This window comes from Candidatus Nanopelagicales bacterium, from assembly GCA_028687755.1.
Classification (GTDB): domain Bacteria; phylum Actinomycetota; class Actinomycetes; order S36-B12; family S36-B12; genus UBA11398.
Genome location: JAQTZL010000009.1, coordinates 1 through 20,965 on the forward strand (window position 1 = coordinate 1; position 20,965 = coordinate 20,965).

Below are 20,965 nucleotides of genomic sequence, written 5' to 3' on the forward strand. Positions count from 1 at the left end.
CCATGTGGTCATCACCGACCGCATGTTGTTGGCACCCAGTTTGATAGGGAGAGTCCAGCGATACCCCTTCATGGCGTCGTACTCGGTGACCTTGGCCATCGGGATGATCTTGAAGACATCGCCAAACTTACCATTGCACTCGTCGGCCACGAACTTGTTCACTTCAGACACCAACTGAGCAGGACTCAGCGTGATGGCACCAGTGAACTTGCGCCAAGCCGCGTGCGCGATCTTGTTCAGATAGGCACAGGCCACCATGACGAAGTAGCTGTTCAGAACAGAGGTGTCGTACTCGTAGGCCGTTTGGATGGCCGGGAAGAACTGCTGTTTGACACGGTAGTTCAGCGGGAATGTCAGACCGATGTTCCACATGGCCCCACGCGTGGGTGTGGGGACCCAGGTTGTGTCCAGATCGACCAACTGTGTCAGGATGTTGTGCGGTGTTTTGTCAAACATGAAGTTCATGTTCCAGACACCAGACGAAGAACCCATACAACGAGAAGCCATGTTCAGCAACTCATAGTTGGTAGGCAGACGTTTCTTGTACAACGAGTTGGCCAGCTTGCCAGAACCCACAAGCACAGTGCCACGAACCACTGAAGTACCAAAGTGATCAGACTCAGGGTACATCTCCAGAGCTGTTTTCAGAGCCACACCGATCGAGATCTGGTCAGCCAACAGGTTGGCGGCGTTGTTCCAAGCGTAGGTCGACAGGTTGACGTACGTGTCCTTGCGGTACGCAATCATCTTGGGCAAAGCCAGCTTGGTCGCCATGGCGAAACCGGAATCGTACAGCGTCGAAGCGGGATGCGCCACGATGTCGTTGTATTCGGATGTGGGGTCGTTGTACAGAGAGACGTCATCTGCCACCAGCTCATCCATCAGAGCCAGAGTCATCGTGCCGTCAAAAGCACCTTTCAAGAACACGTTGGTGTTCTTGGTCAGACGCAGCGTACCAGTGGCGTCGACCATCTTGATGGCTTGGTAGGGCGAACCATTTGAGCTGGTGAAAGACAACAGGTTCAGTGCGAAGATGTTGTTTTCGGCGTTGTTGATTTGGGTGTCGCGGTGGCTGTCAGAGATCACCTTTTCAGCGTCGTACAACATCTGAGACACGGTTGCGATGTTGTCGAAGTAGACGTAGGTTGGGCCCAGTCCAGTTTTGACCGACAACTTCTCGTCGGTGTACTGGGTTTCCAGGATCTCTTGGAGATCGGTCATCACGCCGCTGACAGGATCAACAGAACCTTCTTTGAAAGTGAAACGGGCGTACTGGGCACCGTAGCCGTTCAACACAGGGTCAATGCGACCAGTTGTGGTGTTCTTCAAGCGCATCAGCTGGAAGTAGTACGGGTAGGTCTTGCTTTCGCTGAGGTAGCCAGCAGGGAAAGGGTTCTGGTCGGTCTTCATGGCTGCCCAGGCACGGATAGCCAGACGCAAGCCATCTTCACCGGCAAACTCGGCAGGTACCTCGAACATGGGGTACTGGGTGGATTGAACAGCGCCGTCCACCTGGATACCCTGACGAACCGTTGCCAGACCCACGCTGTAGTGACCCAGATCTTCTTCAACGAAGTCGGGGACCAGAGCAACCTTGTAGCCGGCCACCGTGGTGGCGACACCGTTGCCGTCGAGCACAGGGGTGGGGTCACCGTTGGCGTCCAGAACCAGTGAACCATCGATTTGCTTCTGGTAGAGAGGAACTTGGGTGGGCAGCACGTCGATGTAGACCACCACGTTGGCACGGTCTTTGGCATCGGGAGGCATCAAGCGGTGCACCACGCAGTTGTTACCGTTAGCCGCAGCGCGTTGCAGGTAGGGGGTTTGGTGGGTGTAGTACTTGCCCTTGGGATCGAAGGTGTCATCACCGTAGGCATTGGTCAGGGTCGTCGAACCCAGATCAATGAACTGGCGACCGACAATTCCGCCGGACGCAAAGATCCAGAAGAGAGGCATGTGCTGGGGGGTAGCAAGCGAGTTGACTGTCTCAACTGGCATGCTCATGTCGCGTATCCCCAGGTCTTCAACCCGAGGTGCTGCGTTATCAAGCTCGTTCATTATGGGCTCCTAAAGTGAGGAAAAAGACTGACCAAACCATGCTGTGAAGTCAAATCACACTATACCTTCCTTAGGGGCAGCCTCCATGATACTCAAAGAACCCACCGATTTCCGCGGGCTTCGCTTCGGTAAAAACCCTGACACCATGCGTCAAATTGACCGGTACATTGTCTCTGATTACGGCTATATGGAAAGCGGTCAGCTTCTGAAGCTCAGAGACTTTACCAGTGATCACCTGACACTGAAACCTGTCGTGCTGTACGGTTTGACCACCGTAGAGAAGGACATCCCTCACTTTGCTCACCCTCTGGTCAACTTCAACAACAAGTGGATTGCTCTGGATATCCGTCAGTCTGTTTCTGTGAAGCAGGCTGACATGGGATCATCGTCCGCCGTGGGTATCCGTAACGACAGCGAGTACCAGCTGGCTGTGCAGCGGTTTGTGCTGTCAGGTATGTGGGCTGTGGGAAAGATCGACGCGGTCTACGGCTTCACGTTCCCACACCTGGTGTTCGGTGACTGGCTGGCAAGCAACATCAGCAAAAAGTTTGGTCTGACCATGGGTGACCAGGTCAGACTGACAGTTTTGGCTTTGATTTACTACGCACATCTGTTTACAGATGGTTTCACTGATGACGACCTGATGAAGTTGAAGCTTAGGCTGAAAGCAGAGATCTACACAGACGCTCTTGTTGATGAGGTCTACAAGGCCGCTGGCACACTAGGAACACTGGACGACTTCTGTCAAGCTTGCTTCGCTGTGACCAACAACATCCGTCTGAAGGGCTTCGAGTTCCCTTCTCTGGTGTCTGTGTTGTCGAACAACTGGTTTGGTCTGAACGCGTCTGAGGTGGTCATGACAGCTCTGGGTCACCCACCCACATGGATCGCCTTGGTCTACAGTTCGTTGACCCAAAAGTCTTTCCGCAACAGCTACATCGCCAAAACGACCGAAGCTCGCAACAAACGAGGTGCAGGGGATGATTTCCTGAAGGAGTTGACCTTCCTGACCTCTAACTATAAGGTTGAATAACATGCTTCATGTGCAACGGTTTGCGATCGACCACATCTACTGCGCTCCTGGTCAAGACCGGCAGTTCAGTTTCAAGATGGTTCGGGTTAACAAGAAGCAGTACCCCGCCAAGGGCACTGTGATGGTCTACAACACTGGAAAAGAACTGCCCAACAAAACGTCGTTCTTCCATGTCTTCACGCTGGGAAACATCCCTCCTTCTATCCTGAACCTGCTGACCCAGAAGAAACACTGGTACAAGGATGTTTGGGTAAGAGCTTCTGATGACATGGAACTCAGAGACTACATCCTGAAGATCTACAACGACCAAGGCGTGATGTTTCCCAGACAGCATGTCTACTACTCGTTCATCGACCAGAACTCTCTCCTGGTCGCTATCGAGTCGTTACCGTGGCTGAGAGGTGCCTACCCTGTGGACAGCTTTGAGTACATGCATGTGTACTCGAATGCGTATTTCAATAAGCCTGGATACCACGGAAGCTTCGAGCGCATCGGTATCGACCACAGCTTTCAGCAGGTCTCCAACAACCTGGAGAAGGTACAGCTTCAGAATCAGATCGCATACGCAAGAAGCCAAGGCTGCGGTGTCTTTATCTACGTGAATGGATACTGGACACCTGATCTGACTCTGAACATCCCTGACAGCAGCTACGTGGAGATCGTCTATGACCAATCGGTGATCGAGACTGAGCTGCACGCTATCAACGGTCTTCGCACCTTTGACTCCGTCAAGGACGACTGTGTGAAGTACCTGCTGTTCAGGGACACCACCGCTTCTTATATAGAGTACCAGGACGACACAGAGATCTACATCGCAGAGTCGTCAGGTCTCGTGAAGAAAGGTGTGTTCTTCTACAAACACCACGAATCGGTCATGCGCAATGTGACCGACAAAGACTACAGCCTGAGGTCCAGCTATGTGAACAACATGGCTCAAGAGCTGTGCAACGTGACAGGTGGTGGGTTGGCCGACAAGACCATCGTGATGTACCGACGCAAGTCTGGTCGTGACATGGAACTCAAGTACAGTGCCCTGAAACTTCATGAGCTGTACAAACTGCCTGTGGATGCGCAACGCGATGTCATCTCCAGCGCAGGATACTCCCTGGACAGTCTTCGGGTGGAGAACCTGGAGAACAGCGACTACTTCCGGTTGGCATCTGCTTCGTCTGTTTCTCAGGTAACTCCTGAGCTGGCCACTGCCGCTGTAGGCTACAACGGTGTCTCTCACTACTTCGCACAGACACCTGTCAAGCGAGGTAGTGAGTTGACTATCGAAGTGGCTGAACTCTATCAGGGTAACTCCCTGGCTTTTGAGTATGACAACGATGGTCTGTTCAAGGGTCAAGCGGTCCTCACCAACGGACCCTACTACACGTGTTCTGGACCGGATGTTCGGTTCGTGGAGTTCATGTACGGTCAGACGCCATCTGACTTTGGTCGGCTCTACGAGAAAGACGAAACGTTCACTCTGCTGTACCCTCAGGACGACTACGTTATCCTGGCAGCTTACTTCGACGGCTCTGTGCGTCAGTCCACCTGGACAAAAGTCTCGGGTACGTCAGCGGCCGTGCAGACGGGGTCTACCGTGACACTGAGTCTTCCAGATGGTCAGAAGGCCAAGGTCATTTACATGAACCAACCCAACGTCTACGACTTACAGCTGTCTACCGATGACGGTGTGCTCTACTTCCCTTTGACCTGTCAAGAGGACAGAGGTCTGGGTATGATGACCTACCATCTGGATGTGGCTCCAGAGTCTTTGGCGGTCTTCCTGAACAACAGAAGACTGACACAGGGTCTGGGGTACTTCATCGACTTTCCGTACGTCTGCATCACCTCTAAGAAGTACCTGAACACAGACTCACCTGTTCAGAACGTTCACGTTCGCATGTCAGGTGTGACACTGGACAGCTCCAAGATCAACAACCTGGAAGTGCGTGGCTTTGTGAACCACGGCGCACTGTCTCGCAACAAGCGCTACGACATCCGTGACGATCGGGTGTACTCGGTCTTTGTAGATGGGCTGATGCAGGACAAGGGTCAGATCTACTGGTCTGAAGCTGATAACGTGGTGAGACTGAATCACGCTCAGAACGGGCTGCCCTACACAGTGGCTGAGTCCATGATCCCTGTGAAACCTTTCACGGGAGTAGACACGGTTCGACTGTTTGAAGTCAGTCAAGCCACCAACACGAAGATCATGAACCTCTTCAACATGGTGATGCCTGAACCCGCTATCGACCAGTTCAACGTGATCGGCTCTGCATACATCGTTTACTCTCCGGTGGTCTGTAAGCTGATCGGTGACATCCTGACTGGCGTGATACCGTCTACGCTGTACACAACGCCGTATGACGATATGACCGTGCACACTCTGATCGAGACTCGGTACAAGAGCCTGTTGAAAGTAGACCCGGTCAGACACGCCATGCCTGACGTGAATGTAGAGATACAACCACACATCAGCAACTTGGTGGTCAACATGAGTCTGTTGCAGTACAGGTTTGTGGCTAACTTTGTTCGTGTGATCACGTCCAACAATCCATCCAAGGTGGAACTGTCTGGACGACTCTCTGTCTCTACTTGACAAAAACTAACACATCCTACTCTGGACCCTCACAGGTCCAGAGTAGGAGTGCTTACGCTTTATCCGCCAGAAGCTTTCATGGCAATGGCTGACGCCAGAATCACGATCGAGATAGCGATCATCATCAAACCCACAGCGATCAACCCAAGTCCAGCGGAGTGCGGGGTCTCGAACGCTTTGTTGAACCAGATCTGCAAGTCAATGTAGTCCGCCAATCCCTTGCGAGAAACGTGGAGAAACGCCACGTAGAACACCGCAAATGTCAGCGTGACAAACATGGCGATGGTCGAAGCACCGACGGGGAGGTTCTGGATGAACCTGACATCGGGGTCTGTGAGAAACACCGCAAGACCAGCCAACAGAGAACCCAGCACAAGAAACACAAAACGAAAACGCATGATGACAGTCCTTTCTAAAGATAAGTCAAAAAATGTCACCAAGGTTTCAAAACCAAGCCAGAGTCAGACAGGAGCGCAATGCGATCCTTTTTCTCAGCGTTGAACTCAGATCTGGAAATTGGACTGATCTGTATTTTTGCTTTCAAGATGTCCTTGTTCTCTGGACCTGGGACATCTGTCAGCTTATGGTAACCAATCGGTAGGGTCGTGTCCGATTTCAACGGAATGGGTTTGTCATCTGTGAGTTCCACAAACAGCGTCAGGTAGTTCTGTGTTCGCTGACCCGCCACAGGAATCTGAACCATCTGGCTGACAAACAGCTTGCCGATATTTTCAGACGTGTATTCAGCTGTGTCTTTGCTGTACGCCACTAACCAGTGCTCGTCTGTGACATCTGCGTCGTAGACCAGTTTCTTTGTGGGCTTCAGTGCGTACTCAAACGAGAGTCTGTTGATATACAGACCCGGCTTAATGTTGTCCGAATCGTACATGTTCGGATTCTTGTAGTCCGTGGTGTTAAAGTGAAGACTTCCATGTCCCAAGTAACAACCGTAGAGTGTGGGTGCCACGGTGATACGAGGCACCATGCGATCTTCGCTGATAGCTTGACGTGTCCCAATGCGGGGGCGGTAAGCCGTCTTGTCCATCCGTGTTCTGGATAGATGTAGGAAGAAGTCCTGTCCCAAGTCTTTAGGTGTAATCACCTCCAGATTTTTGCGGATATCCGACGGTAGTGTGTCCAGGTAACGGTGGATTTCTTTCGTGCTCATATTGGCTCTCTCAGAGGGTTAATCATCTAATTGTGAACATGTCGACCTATATGACAAAAGAAAAAGACCAGGGCACAAACCCTGGTCTTTACTTACTTTTTCTTCATTGGCTAGATCCGTGTGCTGGTTTCAAAATCGACGAAGATTGCCAAGATACCCATGGGTAAAGAGCTATCCGGCGCGGATACTGCCGCCATGATTTCGTACTGGTAACTGTCTTCCATGGTCCTTTGTACGGGGTCACTGCGATCACCGTACAGCCGATAAAAGCCGTTAAACACAGGCTTTAACGTGGCGGTCAGGTATCGACCTTCTTCGATTTGGAAATCTTCCACTGTTGCAACCACAGCGTCTAGAGGAATGCCGTCCATCAGTATGTTGGCGGCGATCCACCCAGCGTTTGGGTTCGACCACAGGGCCTTAGCGGTCACAGAAACGATCTTCTTTGAGTCAAGTAAGGATTTGACTTGAATCGGATCTAAGCCTGTCCTAAATCCTATCTTGACCCGGTGTGAGTTCAGCTGGATGTCAGGGTCGCGTGATTCGGGCAACACCACAGTGGTTTTAGCCGAGGGCTTGCTGTTGTCATGGGTCTCAATGACGAGGTCTCCTTCTTTAGAGGCCGACCCCCAAATCTCTGTAGCGGACTTATCGACAGCGGCTGGGTTGTCATCGATCCACACATGCACGGTGACACCGACCGACTCACAGAAGGGTCGCTTGGCTTCACGCCCTGTGGCCACCCACATGTCCACGTTTTGTACAAACAACATGAACGCAGGGTCATTCAAACACTCACTTCGGTAACGCATGGTGACTACCACGACGCGATGTCCTCTCGAACTGAGCAGCTTTGCGATCAACGCAAAGCCTTCTGGGTCACTTGTGACTGTGCCGTCGTAGTCAAGACCGATTGTGATGCGATTCATGTTGTTCACCTTTCGTGTGGTTTCTTTTTGAACTGATGGAAAATAGCCCCTACCGCAGAGGTAAGAAACTGTACCAAAACAACAGCGGCTATAACCAAAACAGCCCATACCTTCTGGAAGGTTTCTATGTCGCTGGATTCAGCGAGAAGTCTTTCAGCAGCTAGACCGCTAAGCAGGTACAGCGTCGCGAGCATGAGACCATAGGTGCCGCAAATCACCAGTAGGAAAAAGATGTCCTTTCCTACAAACTGGTAGTTCTCAGTTTCAATCTTGATCACGACTCAGCTCCTTTCGTTGTTGAAGTTTAGCGACATATTCAGCGAAGGTGTTGCCGCCGGCGTCTTTGATATCCCAAGCGGTAAAACCTTCAGGCAACTTGTTGTGTCTGAAAGCCACAGCCGCAAGACTGTTTTTGATACCCCCAAGAACAGTGGTATGAGGGTTTGACGGACTTACCCAGAACGGGAAGTCTGGAGCGAGCTTTCCGTGCTTGGCCGCTGTATACGCAGCGGATCGAAGGAAGAAGTGATCCACCCCCCATAGACCCTCGTCCCAGAATCGGTTAGGTATGGGACCGTCGTGTTCCTTCACCCATTGGATCAGTTTTTTGTGGCCGTTTTCGATCACCGGGGACGAGTCACTCTCATATCGCTTGGTGTACTTGCAGAGCAAACTGTACTCCCTGTCCCATGAATCATAGCGGGGTTCTATTTTAACCACGGAGGAATGGGAAGGACCACGATCGATGGACAAGAAATAGAAAGCTAATCGCCCCCGCGCGCGCGGTGTGAACGTTCCTACAAGTTCTTCGTTTTCTACACCGAAAGACGTCACTGTTCCGATGAACTCTGGAACCAGTGTTGTGTTCTCCAGGTAGACCATAACCGGACGCACACCTTTAAAAATATCAGCGTACCGGTGAGCTGATGCCACATCGGACTCTGGGGTGGTGATACGTATCTTGCTGGCGCAGCTACGTAGCGCCGAATAGAAGTTTGTCATGTTGTTTGCGTGTGTTTGTTTTTGCATTGTTTACCTCACGTTCATTATGTCAGTACACTGAGAACAAACGAGCTCGTACCTGAGCAAGTTTAGAAAGAAGATCAAGATCGTTCCAGGTGTTTCTTCGTTTAACCAGCTCCGATTTTTCGGCATACTCGTTGACCTCACCCACTGTCAGACCACACGGAAGGCTGTAACCCAGTCCCTGTAGTTAGACGGAAGAGTTTTAAGCAAAGCGGCGGTCTGTGCAACTGGGGTACCGTGTCCACATGTCAGCGTCATAATTTCTGGCGTGTTGGCAGATTCTGGGAGCCTATGTTTACGCGCCATGGTGTGCGCGACATGTTCTCTTCGCTTGTGTGACCACAGATCCCACCGATCAAAGTCTTCTGGCAACGTGTTTTTATTTGCGCAGTAGCTTGCGATTGGGTCATACCTGGCCGCGCAAGATACAGCCACATTCCAACCACAGAAGCCTTTGGGTAGCTTGTTGTATCGCGCAGCCACAGCCGCTAACGTGTACTGATTTTTGTCGCTAGGGTTAGCGACCGTGGTCCAGAAAGGAAAGTCAGCCCCTAGCAAACCGCGCTTAGCTGCCGTGTACGCCATGCGTCGAAAACGTTCCATGTCGCTCTTCTGAAGATTGTACCAAAACGCTGTGGTTGGCGGCGCTTTGAGCTGCTTCAGATGAACAACCAGACGTCGTGTATGAGAGTCGACCATTTGTTCTTTTGACATTAGGCGCTTCTTTCGTTTAAAAGCGTCGCCAGAGCGTGCGCTTGGTTGATGGGTGTCGTGGCATAGCAATCTGACAGAACGCCGTTGTAGTGCGTTTTAAGCACTTCAGCAAGGCTGTCTAGCAGCTGAATGTTTCCAGGCATAATCACCCATTGTCGCCAAAGGTTCAGGTACTCCGTCCAGAGATCTATCGAAGTGTCCAGTGGAGGTTTACCCTTACCCAAGCGCCAGTTGGTTCCGCCTGGCTGATAGCACTTCACGTCACACTGGTAGTGACACTCTATCGAGCGTCCGTCTGACAGTCTGGCATAGAAGGCAGAGAAACGAGTGTCTCCTTTCGAGGACACCTCGTAGCCACCGTGTCTCTTCCAGGTAAAGGTTGTCATGGGAGAAATGTCGGACGACGTATCGCCGCAATCAACTCGGTGTACTCTGTGTGAAGCGCGTTTAACTCTGCGTAGGTTGTGCCGCCTTCTTCGCCAGGGATAAAAACTGTTTCCTGTTCAGGTCTCCAGATTTTAAGCACCTTGATGATTTTGGCCATTGCCGTTTTGCGCAGCATGGTTAGTAAAGCGCTTTCCATGGTCGCCAAGCTGTGCCCGACAAACGACCCGCGGATAACCAAGCAGCCCGTAAAAACGGCTATGCAGAGAGTCTGTGGGCCGACCTTCTGAAAATCGATTCCCGGGCCGATAAACTCCAATGGTCGAAGTCCTGCCGCGACAAAATGCGTCATCGGTGTGACCCCATAGCGGTCTGGTAATCGATCTCCCTGAATGATAAGTTCAAGCGGCACATAGTAGCGCTGGGTCACGGGTGTTAAGTCGCGTGACCACTGTCTGATCCCCGGATGCCGGCGATTATATGCCAGATAACAAGCCACTGTGAACTCTTTCTTCAGGTCCCAGATGTCCCAGTCCGAGAAATTAGGGACAAGACTACCGTATTTGAGCGCTGTGAATACCAGATGCTCTCCTGTGGAAGTAGGGATACCCCAGTGGCAAAAGTCATAGGGCAAACTGTTGTTCTTTGCGGCAACCTCCGCCACTGTCAGACCATCGGCGTCAACTGCGGCCCAGATATCGACAATGTTTGGAAACGGTGTCGAATCTTGTTTGCTCCGAAAGACCGTGTGAGCCGCTGTGGTCCATTTCTCATCACCTGGTAACGTGACCTGTTTTGTCCAGAACTCTGTGTCGGTGGGAAGCTCACTGAAGCGCCCGCGATTAAAGCTTATAGCGCGCTCCAGAATCGTGGTTGGCTTTCGGCCTGGCTTGGGTTTACGATACGGCGTCAGCCATGCGCTGAAGTCCTTGGGAAGCTTGTTATGGTCAAGCGCCAAGCCGGCGATGGTTCGCTCCAGCTTACATCCGTTACCAAATGGCAATACCTTGTCCCAGTGTCTGAAGTCGGCACCTATCCAGCCGTGAATAGCTCCGCTGTAAAGGTATCCAAGTACTTCTTTTGTAACCGGCAGAGAGTCTGTGTCACCCCAGAGTTTGTTGAAATCGACCTCCGCATTTGACAAACGTTTTTGCTTTTTGGTGTATTGCACCGGGTTATAAATGAACGACATAACGTTCTCCTTTTGTTAGTTAGCGACTGAGTCTGCTCGGGCCCGGATATAGGTGATACTGGGCGGCGGTCTGAACGGCACAACCTCGTCGTGGTTGAGTGTGTAGACCACACGCCAGAGATCCTTGCCAATCGGAACCATGGTCGGCGGTTTCACGCCTTTCAGGTTCTTGGGGTGAAAATGGTTCTCCAGCAGAAGTTCGCGAAGAACGGCTGTGGGGTTGCCGCGGTAAGCACCCTCGCAATGGACGGTACTCATGGTCTTGATCGGGGTGTTAAACTCCCCGGTGGGTCGATAGATCTTGAAAACTTGTCCATCCTCCTTGATCACGCGTGCCTCGACTTCTGTTACAAAGCCTGGCAGCATCTGAGAACCGAAAGAGTTCTTGGCTGAAACCAGAAGCAGGTTGTCGGTTATACGACAGGTTTTGAGTATACGTTTGTCTGTCATGGGTTTCCTTTTTCATGAGTTGATGTTCAGTGTCTATATATAGAATCAGAAACATGTCAAAAGACAAAAAGAAAAATCAAAGAACTATCTCCTACTCAGGTCTCCGCCTGAGTAGGAGATACAGTTAACCTAACAAGTCAGCTGAGAAGTCGTTGGTTTCACCAGAGCCGAAGCTCTTAGGAAGAGTCTGCATAGATGAGTCTGGTTTTCCAATATCTGGAAGGATAGGGATGTTCAGTCCAGCGAAAGGAAGAATGAACGCTTTGTCCTCCTCAGAGATCACTGTGGCAAGCCTGTGCTTTCCGCGCCTCACGCTCAGGTACTTCCTTCGCTTGTGTGTGAAGAGATGCACATAGATTTCCAGATCGATCTCTTGGTCCAACTGGCTGCTGTCAGCGTACATACCCTTCTCGGCGATCTCTTCCAGAAACATGTGTCCAGGGAGTGTCCTCATCAAACGCTTGGCCTCGGTGTTCAGCTGTCCTGGTGTGATAAACCCAATGCCACGAGCTGACATGAAGTTACGTGTTCTTCGGAGCAGATCGCGTTTGTCGGTACCAGCTGGTCCCTGGACACACCCAGTTGTAGGAAGCAGCAACAGATAGTCCACCATGCATATATGGATGGCATAACCTTGGGCTTCCAGTGAAATGATTTCATTGCAGAGATGCGAGTATGTCCACTGGTTAGGGTCCACCCGCATCATCTTGATGTGGAAACCGTTCCTGGTCATCTGTGCCCGGATGTACGTGGACATCTCAGAGGCTGTCAAATTGCTCAGCTCATCAGGCTTAACCGGTGTACCTTCAGCCGCCTTCAGGTACTGGTACATGAACTGCAGATTGTAGGTCAGGTTGTCTTCAAACGAGATACGCAGCAGCAGGATCTTCTTGCCAGCATCTTTCTCACGAATGATAGGGACATTCTGGACAGCGATGTCCACGAACATGGAGCACGTGGTTCCAGTCTTGTACCGGTGAGGGAGTGCCGCCACATAGACAGTTTCACCCAGTCTGACTCCGCCTTGCGTCATACGGTTCATGGCTTGCCAGCCAAACTTGTAGACCGCCGTGTTGTTGTTCAGGTCTCTGACTTCCTCAAAGACCTTGGTGACTTCGTCAGGCAAATCAAAATCCACCTCACTGACCACAGCCGGATCTTTCAGGGTAGTAGACATTGTCGCCAATGGCTCTAGTTGACCCAACATGTTGCGCAGATAGTCAGTGAAGTTACCGACCTTGGCTCTGTTGAAGGTCATGTCGTACTGAGCTTTGTTGATCAGCAGGACCGCTTGGTGTTCACGGTAGTAGTTGTGAAGCACCTTGACCAGAGAAGACACGATACGTTTGGTGGACGCTTCGCTGTGGTCGGTCTCTACCGACTCTCTGACCGATGCAAGCAACTTAGCGTCAGACTCCAGTGTCAACTGAAGCCTCGGAATCAGTACCTCCTTGACGACGAGATCTTTGTTCTCTACGAGCTCTAAGCAGAACTCCTTCAGGCGCGCCACGATGTTCACGCTGCCGAAGTTGTTGCCAGGTGCATCTGTTCTGACTGTCTGGAGCACGGTCTTGATCAGATCATCGTGATCGTCACTTTCCAGGATACGACAACGGTAGATCAGTGCAAGCACCTTCCCCAGTACCACTCTTACTTCCATGTTTTTGTCCTTGTGTTTCTGAGATCATACTATCCTTGAGCTGGTAGAAAATGCTTACCTACCTCTGCTGGGAGACCAGCAGAGGTAGGATCAGAATGGCATGTCAAGCAGAAACAGACTGTCTCTGTTCAAGATGGTGTAACATCTGAACACGTTAGCCTTGGAAGTCTTCTCTAAGGTGGTGTCTATGCCGTCATAGTGTCCGCCATGGAAAAGTCTGTTAGGCGCAAAGTACTTACCGATCTTGGCGTGGTGAAACAGACCAGTGGCGGCTTCTTCCACGATCGTGGTGACATCACAGTAGAGCACCTCTTGCGGTAACTCTTCTTGCAGTATCACCGAGAACAGATTGCCGTGAGCATAGCGAAGATAGACAGGCGTTTTAGAGAGCTCAGGACGCGCTGCAAGACGCGAGAGTATGTCACCCCTTGACAGCGATGAAACGATGCCTATATCCACGTCCCAGAGCTGATAGAGCCTGTATCTGCCGTCACATATGATGCCAGATGGTTCTGGTGTCTTAGATCGCCAGTTTCTCAGGACAGACTCTTGATCTGTTAACTGAGTGTAGACACCCACTGTGTTGTGTCTGGATCTGACCAGGGAGCTGACAAACCCTTCCAGATAAGGGTCGTGGAGTGTAAGGTCCATGGGTCAGTAGAGTTCCAGCACAGCAGCAAGATCACCAGAGTGTGAGAACAGGCAATGGTTGAATAACCGAAGGAACTGCACGTCTGGTCGACGGTATGATCCGAGCAAGTAACGGACGTACTCTGCGTCAAAAGGTTTGTCGGCATCGCCGGCGCGTTGACTGATCTTCTGTTTGAAATGCTTGACTTCTTCACAAAGCTCTGTCACATATCGCTCACCGTAGGGTGCGTAGTTGAAGTCGTGGTACTTGTCAAGGATAAGCAGACCTGTCTCTGCACTCAGGGTAGACCTGAAGTGCTGACGAAACTTCTCGAAGGCTTCCTGTGACTGATGGATACGGTTGGGTGTGGACTCGTCGTCGATGAGTCCGAAGTTGTAGATCAGCGCGGTCAGGATAGAACGGTTGATCAAAACCACTGTGTCCTGACTTCTGTTCTCTTGAAGCAGTGTGGCCACGTCGTCGATGGTTTTCATGTGCGCTGTGAGCACCTGATGGATCTGTGACGGATTGAAGAAGTTGTAGGTGAAGTAACGCTTGTGTTGAATGAATGAGGGTAGGTGTGTTTTGCAGCAGGCGTGCTTGACCAGATAACCCTTGGCTGTGAGAGCTGCGTCCAGCTGCTCTATGGTGTAGTCTTTACCTGAAGCGTTGGGGCCATCTATGAAAAGTGCTTTGGGATAGGATGGCTTGACGGTGCGATCTGACATGGTGTTCCCTTGATAGAAAGTTCAGACCATTCCCAGGTAGAAAAAGAAAAAAGAAAAGCCACCCCAAGGTGGTCTTTTCTTTTTTGTCAGAACCAGCTACTGTGGGTAGCTTTCGCTATCACAGTAGCGACTTTGAGAGTCGCTGGACTGAATGACGCAGCCAACGTCTTTTCATTTCCACGACCGCGGTATAGGTGGTTGGCCACCGCCTTCACTGCCGTCAGCAGCTCGCCGTTGTTTTTGACTGACGAGCAGAGCGCCGGTATAACACGTACATCGCCCCACCGACTGTTGGGTTTGGCGATGTACGCCAACAGCTCGCTGATAGACGCCCTGGCGTAAAGCCATTCGTGCAGCGTTTCATGCCACCGTAACCAGGTGTCACTCGTCTCGTAGGTCACTGGGTGGTGGTTTTCCCACCACCCTTTAACAGGGTCTTTCTCCCCTGTCAGGATCTCCCCTAAGAGACGGAACATGCCGTCTTGTTGAAACGGGCATCTTTCACCCACATAGGTGATACAATCACCTATAAGATCGAGACGCTGGTTACTGTTGTACGAGAACCCGTGGTCCTCGACCCAGCCCACGAGGTTGCCCTCGTAGTTGTCCAATTGGTCGAGATCGACACTACGCTCGACCTTCAGGACCTGGGCGCGCGCCCGTGCCAGCTGACCCAGGTTCAACTTAAACACTACCTTCATGACTATCTCCTTTTCCGAATACCGTCGGAGTCGGTGCTGAAAAACTCAGCTTAATCCCTTTAGTGTCTTGCGACGTCAGGGCGGCCGTTGCCGGCATAGGAGGGTGGCTAAGTTTACCGTCTTTCCAGGACGCTCTCTCACCGGCGATACTTGGCTGGTGAGAGATCTGTGTGACACTCACGCCAGTGGCGAGAGGCACACATGGCCTCCAAATTTTGGAGGCTGTGAGGGGCCGAAGCCCCCTTAGAGGCGGGGGCTTTCGCCCCAGCCTCTTTAGCTGTGGCCACAGAGGCCACAGCAAGCAACATCGCGATGATCGCGATGCTCATTACCATCTTCATAACACTCTCCCGCCCCTATTGCCAGACTCAAAGTGAGTCGAGTTCAATGGGATTGTTCAGTTTGTATATATGTAACTAAAGATTTTTCAGATGAGAGAAAAAAGAAAAGCCACCCGCCGGTGGTCTTTTCTCTTATCAGACAACAGCGCGTGCGGTGAGGGCCTCTATCCGCTTTACGAAACGCTGGTCTTCTGATATTATTTTAATTGCCTCATCGCGACAACATGGGTGATCTCTTACCGCCCAGTCAGCGATTATTCCGACAGCGCTGTATAGAGCCCGCATGAGCACGCTAGGTGAGGTGTACTGACAAGCATAGGAGTCAGCGTCAATCTCCCAGTCTACGTTGTCAACTATCTCGTCAGGACTATCCTTAAAGGCGTCGGCGTGACCCAGCACAAGGTGTCCAGCCTCGTGATAGATCATCGCCATCAGTTCTTCTTCGCTAAGTTGATCCCTCAGCTCTTCCAATAGGAAGACGCAGGATTGGGGTGTAAACCCCTCTATCCCGAAGATGTTATCCTTAACGTATATGGTGCACATACCGCCACACTTAGTGACGAGCTCCTGCAGCTCAGCCTCAAACTCGTTACACTTCTGTTTTGACAGCTCGATGACGTAGCCGGGCACGCCCTCGATATCTTTGTACCATTTGATCATGAACTTCTCCCGACACTCCACCGCTCTCACGACGTGTGAGAAGTTCGGTGCAATGTGTACAAGTGTGATATATGTAACTGAAGAAAAATCAAATAAAAAAGAAGAGGTGGGCCATCTGGCCCACCTCTTCTCAGTCAACGATGCCGAGACGCTCTCTTACACGAGCAGAGCAAAAAGCGGCCATGCGTTGTCTGGTGACCACGCTTGCGTTGTTAGCACCTGTGGCAAGAAGACCTCTTGCAAAAACGTAGGCATCGCGTGCACCGTTTTGAAAATACACAGTTTTTGCAAGATGTTCGAGTTTAGCTTGCTCTTGGATGAGTTTTGGAATGTTGAGTGACATGGGTTTCCTTTTGTCCGCCACAGTCTGTGAGACCGTAGCGGATGTTGACAGTGATTAAACAGGGACGTGAATGATTGGCTGGCTCTGTGATTCCACAGCCGTGTCTGTTGCTGGATCTTTTTCAGAGTTCATCTGATACGTGATGACGGTGCGGGTGTCTGCAATAGAAATCAAGTACTTCTGAGGGAGTCCTGACAGGTTGGCGGTGCTGTCGACCACCACTGTAACGACCTTCTTTTCGGCATCGACCGACATGAGGCGAACCTCAGCTTCTTCGTCCGCGGCAGCCAGTGCGTCCAAGATGACGTTGAGCTCGCCGTAGAGACGATCGATCGTACGGATTTGTGATTGAGTTAACACAGTTTGCTCGCTTTCAGGAACGGGGGCTGGGAGATGGTGAACCATCTTTGGAAACACATGGAACCATGCCTGTGGGTCGTCAGGAAAAAGGTAGTCTGTGGATACCCTGAACTTGCCTCTCACGGCGTCTTTAGGAAGCAAAACGGTTTGGATATGGCGCAGGATACCGTGCGGATCGGTATCAATGTTGTCGGGACCAGCGTAGGTCATGACTTCGCAATTAAGAACATTGCCGGGACACATATGTTCCTCGTAATAGTGCCTGTCATTGCTCTGCGCTTTATCTGATACAGCGTCTTCATCCGGACTGTTCACATGTACGGTAGAGCTGCTTTGTTGAACAAGAAACACGGACCGTCCATTTGTCTTGTCCAACTTCAGAAGCGTCAGAACTTTCACCTGACGATAGTTAAACGACTTCACCTCAGGTCCACTCTCGGTCATCCAGACTTCGTGGCCGTGACCACAACTCTGACAATACCAAGGGCCGGCTATTGTCATCGGTTTAAGATGACCAAAGGTGCCAACCGGTGAACCACACTGAATGCAAGCAATTTTGGGTTCGTTGACGACTGTGGCTTTGACGTATTCATTCGACATGATGAAATTCCTTCTTGACGGGTTTGGGAAAATTCAAAGGAGAAACTCAGAGGTAGAGGGTCTGTGGAACAAGAGCTCCGGGTACCGGACAACGCCCGAAGCAGTTGCTCAGCTACATTGTCAGGCAAGCCTGGCGCGCTGGATGGATTGCGTTGCAACTCTGTCACGGAACAGTTCCTTTCGCTTGTAGTGGTAGGTTTTTTGTTTGTTGATGTTCTCGGCAAACAGATAGCAGAATCGGACGTCTTTGTTTTTCAGTTCACGCAAACGTCCCAGCGACTGCACGTTGGCAACAGTCGATGAGACCGAGACTGTCTGTATCACGACTCGGAGATCAGGGATGTCGACCGCAGTGCCAGCGGAGATGATGGTGCTGACAGATACGTCGGCTGTGAGCAGGTTGTCAAACGGGTCTTCTTCGCAGTAGCGCTTGACGCTGTACTCAGGGAACTTCTCTGTCAGGTACTTGGTCAACAGACTTGCCATCTTAACCGTACCGACAAAGATCAGGCACTTGTCTCCAGCTTCGTATTTCTGAACAAAGAAGTCCAGGAACACCCCTTCTATCAGCCGCAGGTAGAAGTGCTTGATGTTGGTTACAGCCATGACGCTCTGCTCGAACGCCGTATGCGAATACGACGAACTGCCTCTGTGACTCGTCTTGATACTTCTCAGCGCTTGTGGCGGCATCGAATATGTCAAGGCGTAAACATCGGCATACCTGTTCAGCTCACCTGGATCGTACACCCAGTTCTTGGGGTAGACCACATCGTGTACCCTCTTCACCACAGGGTCGTCTGTCAGAAGTGTGGCTGATAGCCCTATCTGAAAGTTCACGTTGCTGTGCAGCAGTATGCGGAAGACCGAGTGGAAGTGCTGATGGGTCTCGTCCACCAACAGCGTGTTGATACCCAAGATAGGGAACAACTCGATAGGTGTTATGCCGTACCTCAGGACACAGGCCTCTGGGTTAGCCTCATAGCGCTTGATAAAGTCCTGTAGGGTGGTGATGGAGAAGACCAGGTACCTGGCCTCCAGTTCACCGGACAGAGCCAGATTAACAGCGCTGCGTATCGAGTCACCCCCCTGGATAAGGAAGATGTCTTTGCCGTTGGTGGTGTGGACGCCCTTGATGTCGTTGATCCACTTCTCGCCATACGCCAAAAGCACCATGACAGCAAAGCGTTTCTTCAACTGAGCCAGCGAGTACAGGCTAACAAAGGTTTTGCCGCCACCTGTTTGCAGGGCAACCATCTTCGACATTCGAGGATCTGTGGTCAAGAACTCTATGATAGGTACCTGGACAGGCTTAGGTACCCAGCCATCTCTGACACGGTAGTCTTCGTCAGCTGATCTGTACGCCCGTTTGTCCTCTCTGGTCATCTGTGGAAAAGGGAACGTCCTCTGGTGACCGTAATGAAGCAGATGTTTGAACTGATTCACATGGAGAAAGAACGTTCCTGTGTTTTCGATCCGGCTGTAGAACTTGCGATCCGCAGGTGTGGTGGCTTCTGAGCCGGTCGATATAGCCCTTGACGTATAGAACTGCGCGATGAAGTGCTCAATGAAGTTGATCACATTCTGCACGTTGGTATCTATACGGACGGACAGGTTATACAGGGTTACGTGGAACAATGCGGACTCCTTGGATTAACTACCGCATTTAACGGTGATAGAATTAACCCATGGCACGCATTGGCCATGGTACTACTTTTGCCGCGTCATTGTCGGCACAACCGACTCTGCGACGACCTTTGCTATAGGGCTGTTATTTTTACCCGACCGACTTTCTGTCTGCAAGGACCTGAAGTGCTCGGTCAGCCGAGTGGGAATCCAGACAGCCATGGGTTGGTAAGGTTCACCTGGAACGTTTGACCAGTCGGTAATGTCGCTAACCATCACGCGAACGTCATAGCCTGTTTCACGTTTCAGATCGAAGGTGACACCTATGTCGCCCAAGCGCGAAGCCACATTGACGCGAACCGGTTTGCCACTGTACTTTCCATAAAGAATATACAGTTTTGTAAATTCGCGAAAGGCCGTTTGCAAGACAGCTGGCATTCGCATATGTGTCAGAACAAACTTGGCATAAAGTTCTTCCGGTGGGTCAGTGGGACAGACTTCATCGATCCAGTCGTCGACAAGCATTTCTTCGGGTTTGGTTGGTTGGTTCATGGCTACACTCCTTAAATATGGAACTGAGATAATTACCGACTCTGAAGCGGTGGGTTAGATGGCAAGCCGATGTTGTTTCTGTAGATAGCTTTCAAAGCTGGCACACCAAGTTCGGTGATTTGGCGAACAACGTAGTCTGCCGGACCTTCAAGCAAAACCCAAGTGTCTGTCATTTGTTTATTCCAAAAACACAGCTTGGCTGTCGGTACTTTGGTTGCCGGAGTACGAGCTGTCAGATACATGACCGCTGTGGGGTCCTGAGGTAGTCTGCACTCATAGTCACCTCCGTCATATGAAACATCCCAGTTTCTTGTCCACTCTTCCAGTGTTTTAACACAGGCGTCGGGGTTCAGACACAATAGCGTTCCAGACTGGATTTCTGAAACGATGGCCGCTTTCAGAAAGATAAGACCGGCTTCATCTGTCAACATTGCTCGACGGTCAAGCTCTGTATTGATGACACGCGCCACACGAGACATTAATTCGGGATTGTCAGTTGACCCAGGTCTGATCTTCAGCAACAGATGCAGTACTGTCGAGGACTGGGTCGTGATTGGCTTTTCCCGATACAAAAGTGTCACACCTCTTGCCTCGTCTTCTGTTTCTGTAAAGATATCAGAAACCTTGTAAATAGGTGTCATGTTCCTTCTCCTAGTACGAAAGTCGGTATGGCTGCAGCGCTTATTCGCGCTATGTTGATGATCGTGGGCACCCCGAGTTCAGCGATCATTCTGATCACGGAATCAGCCGACCCATTGGCCAAATTGGTGTAGTCTCCTCCTTGTCCTCTGAACTCCAGCAGAGTTGCCGTCGGAAATGTATCAGGGAAAATTCCAGCTGTCAGATACAGAACAACTTGGGGGTTATTTGGGTCCCGACACTCAAAGTCTGCGCCATGGGACGAAACATCCCAGTCTTTGGTCCATTCATAGAGCACTTTCATGTAGGCCTTGGTCATATGGGCGGGGACTTGATCTGTCAGAAGTGCATACGCAACGGCGGCTTTGATAAGAATAAAGGACGTCTCATCTTTAGCCAATGCGCGTTGACTGAGTTCTTCGGCAATAGCGTCTTGGACAAGCCGCGTGAATTCTGGGTCGTCCGTGGCAGCGGGTTTGATGCTCTGAAAAATCTTCAGCACCTCGGTAGGGTAACTGTCGATAGGTTTTCCCTGATAGATAACGGATGTTTTTCCGTTCTCAACTGTCTTTTCGACAAAGGC

22 protein-coding genes are annotated in these 20,965 nt (G+C 51.1%); 2 read left to right on the forward strand and 20 right to left on the reverse strand.

The genetic code is table 11. The annotated features are described in order from the left end of the window. The coding region (locus tag PHN51_10100; protein ID MDD2819125.1) for a hypothetical protein at window positions 1-2,058 on the reverse strand (2,058 nt) is incomplete at its 3' end. Window positions 2,059-2,143: 85 nt separating this feature from the next. Here PHN51_10100 and PHN51_10105 point away from each other — a divergent pair. After that, on the forward strand, window positions 2,144-3,091 hold the full coding sequence (locus PHN51_10105; GenBank protein MDD2819126.1) for a hypothetical protein: 948 nt from the start codon (window positions 2,144-2,146) through the stop codon (window positions 3,089-3,091). Between the two features lies 1 nt (window position 3,092). Then, window positions 3,093-5,681 carry a hypothetical protein gene (locus tag PHN51_10110; GenBank protein MDD2819127.1) on the forward strand — a complete coding sequence of 863 codons (2,589 nt, stop codon included), beginning with the start codon at window positions 3,093-3,095 and terminating at the stop codon, window positions 5,679-5,681. A 59-nt stretch (window positions 5,682-5,740) separates the two neighbouring features. Here the strand turns inward: PHN51_10110 and PHN51_10115 are convergent, their stop codons facing one another. The 19 genes from PHN51_10115 to PHN51_10205 form a co-directional block, all read right to left on the reverse strand. Further along, window positions 5,741-6,079, reverse strand: coding sequence for a hypothetical protein (locus tag PHN51_10115; GenBank protein MDD2819128.1), 339 nt, complete (start codon window positions 6,077-6,079; stop codon window positions 5,741-5,743). 35 nt (window positions 6,080-6,114) lie between these two features. Further along, window positions 6,115-6,849: a hypothetical protein gene (locus PHN51_10120; protein ID MDD2819129.1), complete on the reverse strand. Its 735-nt coding sequence runs from the start codon at window positions 6,847-6,849 to the stop codon at window positions 6,115-6,117. 110 nt (window positions 6,850-6,959) lie between these two features. Further along, the gene (locus tag PHN51_10125) at window positions 6,960-7,778 is read right to left on the reverse strand and encodes a hypothetical protein (GenBank protein ID MDD2819130.1); all 819 of its coding nucleotides are present in this window, start codon (window positions 7,776-7,778) and stop codon (window positions 6,960-6,962) included. Window positions 7,779-7,783: 5 nt separating this feature from the next. Next, window positions 7,784-8,056: a hypothetical protein gene (locus PHN51_10130; protein MDD2819131.1), complete on the reverse strand. Its 273-nt coding sequence runs from the start codon at window positions 8,054-8,056 to the stop codon at window positions 7,784-7,786. After that, entirely contained in the window at window positions 8,043-8,780 is a 738-nt protein-coding gene (locus PHN51_10135; protein ID MDD2819132.1) for a hypothetical protein, read from the reverse strand. The genes PHN51_10130 and PHN51_10135 overlap by 14 nt, the downstream gene beginning before the upstream one ends. A 174-nt stretch (window positions 8,781-8,954) precedes the next feature. Continuing rightward, window positions 8,955-9,518: a hypothetical protein gene (locus tag PHN51_10140; GenBank protein MDD2819133.1), complete on the reverse strand. Its 564-nt coding sequence runs from the start codon at window positions 9,516-9,518 to the stop codon at window positions 8,955-8,957. A gap of 382 nt (window positions 9,519-9,900) precedes the next feature. Then, window positions 9,901-11,094 (reverse strand): hypothetical protein, encoded by a 1,194-nt coding sequence (locus PHN51_10145; GenBank protein ID MDD2819134.1) that lies wholly within the window; start codon window positions 11,092-11,094, stop codon window positions 9,901-9,903. A 15-nt stretch (window positions 11,095-11,109) separates the two neighbouring features. Next, complete coding sequence (locus PHN51_10150; protein ID MDD2819135.1) at window positions 11,110-11,544, reverse strand: hypothetical protein; 435 nt, start codon at window positions 11,542-11,544, stop codon at window positions 11,110-11,112. Between the two features lie 124 nt (window positions 11,545-11,668). Further along, window positions 11,669-13,204: a hypothetical protein gene (locus PHN51_10155; protein ID MDD2819136.1), complete on the reverse strand. Its 1,536-nt coding sequence runs from the start codon at window positions 13,202-13,204 to the stop codon at window positions 11,669-11,671. 90 nt (window positions 13,205-13,294) lie between these two features. After that, on the reverse strand, window positions 13,295-13,855 hold the full coding sequence (locus PHN51_10160) for a hypothetical protein (protein MDD2819137.1): 561 nt from the start codon (window positions 13,853-13,855) through the stop codon (window positions 13,295-13,297). 3 nt (window positions 13,856-13,858) lie between these two features. Beyond that, window positions 13,859-14,563, reverse strand: coding sequence for a hypothetical protein (locus PHN51_10165; protein ID MDD2819138.1), 705 nt, complete (start codon window positions 14,561-14,563; stop codon window positions 13,859-13,861). Window positions 14,564-14,649: 86 nt separating this feature from the next. Then, window positions 14,650-15,264 (reverse strand): hypothetical protein, encoded by a 615-nt coding sequence (locus PHN51_10170; protein MDD2819139.1) that lies wholly within the window; start codon window positions 15,262-15,264, stop codon window positions 14,650-14,652. Window positions 15,265-15,740: 476 nt separating this feature from the next. Further along, window positions 15,741-16,265, reverse strand: coding sequence for a M48 family metalloprotease (locus PHN51_10175; GenBank protein MDD2819140.1), 525 nt, complete (start codon window positions 16,263-16,265; stop codon window positions 15,741-15,743). A gap of 130 nt (window positions 16,266-16,395) precedes the next feature. Then, the gene (locus PHN51_10180) at window positions 16,396-16,608 is read right to left on the reverse strand and encodes a hypothetical protein (protein ID MDD2819141.1); all 213 of its coding nucleotides are present in this window, start codon (window positions 16,606-16,608) and stop codon (window positions 16,396-16,398) included. 54 nt (window positions 16,609-16,662) lie between these two features. Next, window positions 16,663-17,568, reverse strand: a complete 906-nt coding sequence (locus PHN51_10185; protein MDD2819142.1) for a hypothetical protein — start codon at window positions 17,566-17,568, stop codon at window positions 16,663-16,665. Between the two features lie 120 nt (window positions 17,569-17,688). After that, complete coding sequence (locus PHN51_10190) at window positions 17,689-19,203, reverse strand: DEAD/DEAH box helicase family protein (GenBank protein ID MDD2819143.1); 1,515 nt, start codon at window positions 19,201-19,203, stop codon at window positions 17,689-17,691. Window positions 19,204-19,275: 72 nt separating this feature from the next. Next, window positions 19,276-19,743 carry a hypothetical protein gene (locus PHN51_10195; GenBank protein MDD2819144.1) on the reverse strand — a complete coding sequence of 156 codons (468 nt, stop codon included), beginning with the start codon at window positions 19,741-19,743 and terminating at the stop codon, window positions 19,276-19,278. A 32-nt stretch (window positions 19,744-19,775) separates the two neighbouring features. Next, complete coding sequence (locus PHN51_10200; GenBank protein ID MDD2819145.1) at window positions 19,776-20,384, reverse strand: hypothetical protein; 609 nt, start codon at window positions 20,382-20,384, stop codon at window positions 19,776-19,778. After that, entirely contained in the window at window positions 20,381-20,884 is a 504-nt protein-coding gene (locus tag PHN51_10205) for a hypothetical protein (protein MDD2819146.1), read from the reverse strand. The genes PHN51_10200 and PHN51_10205 overlap by 4 nt, the downstream gene beginning before the upstream one ends. Window positions 20,885-20,965 lie beyond the last annotated feature (81 nt).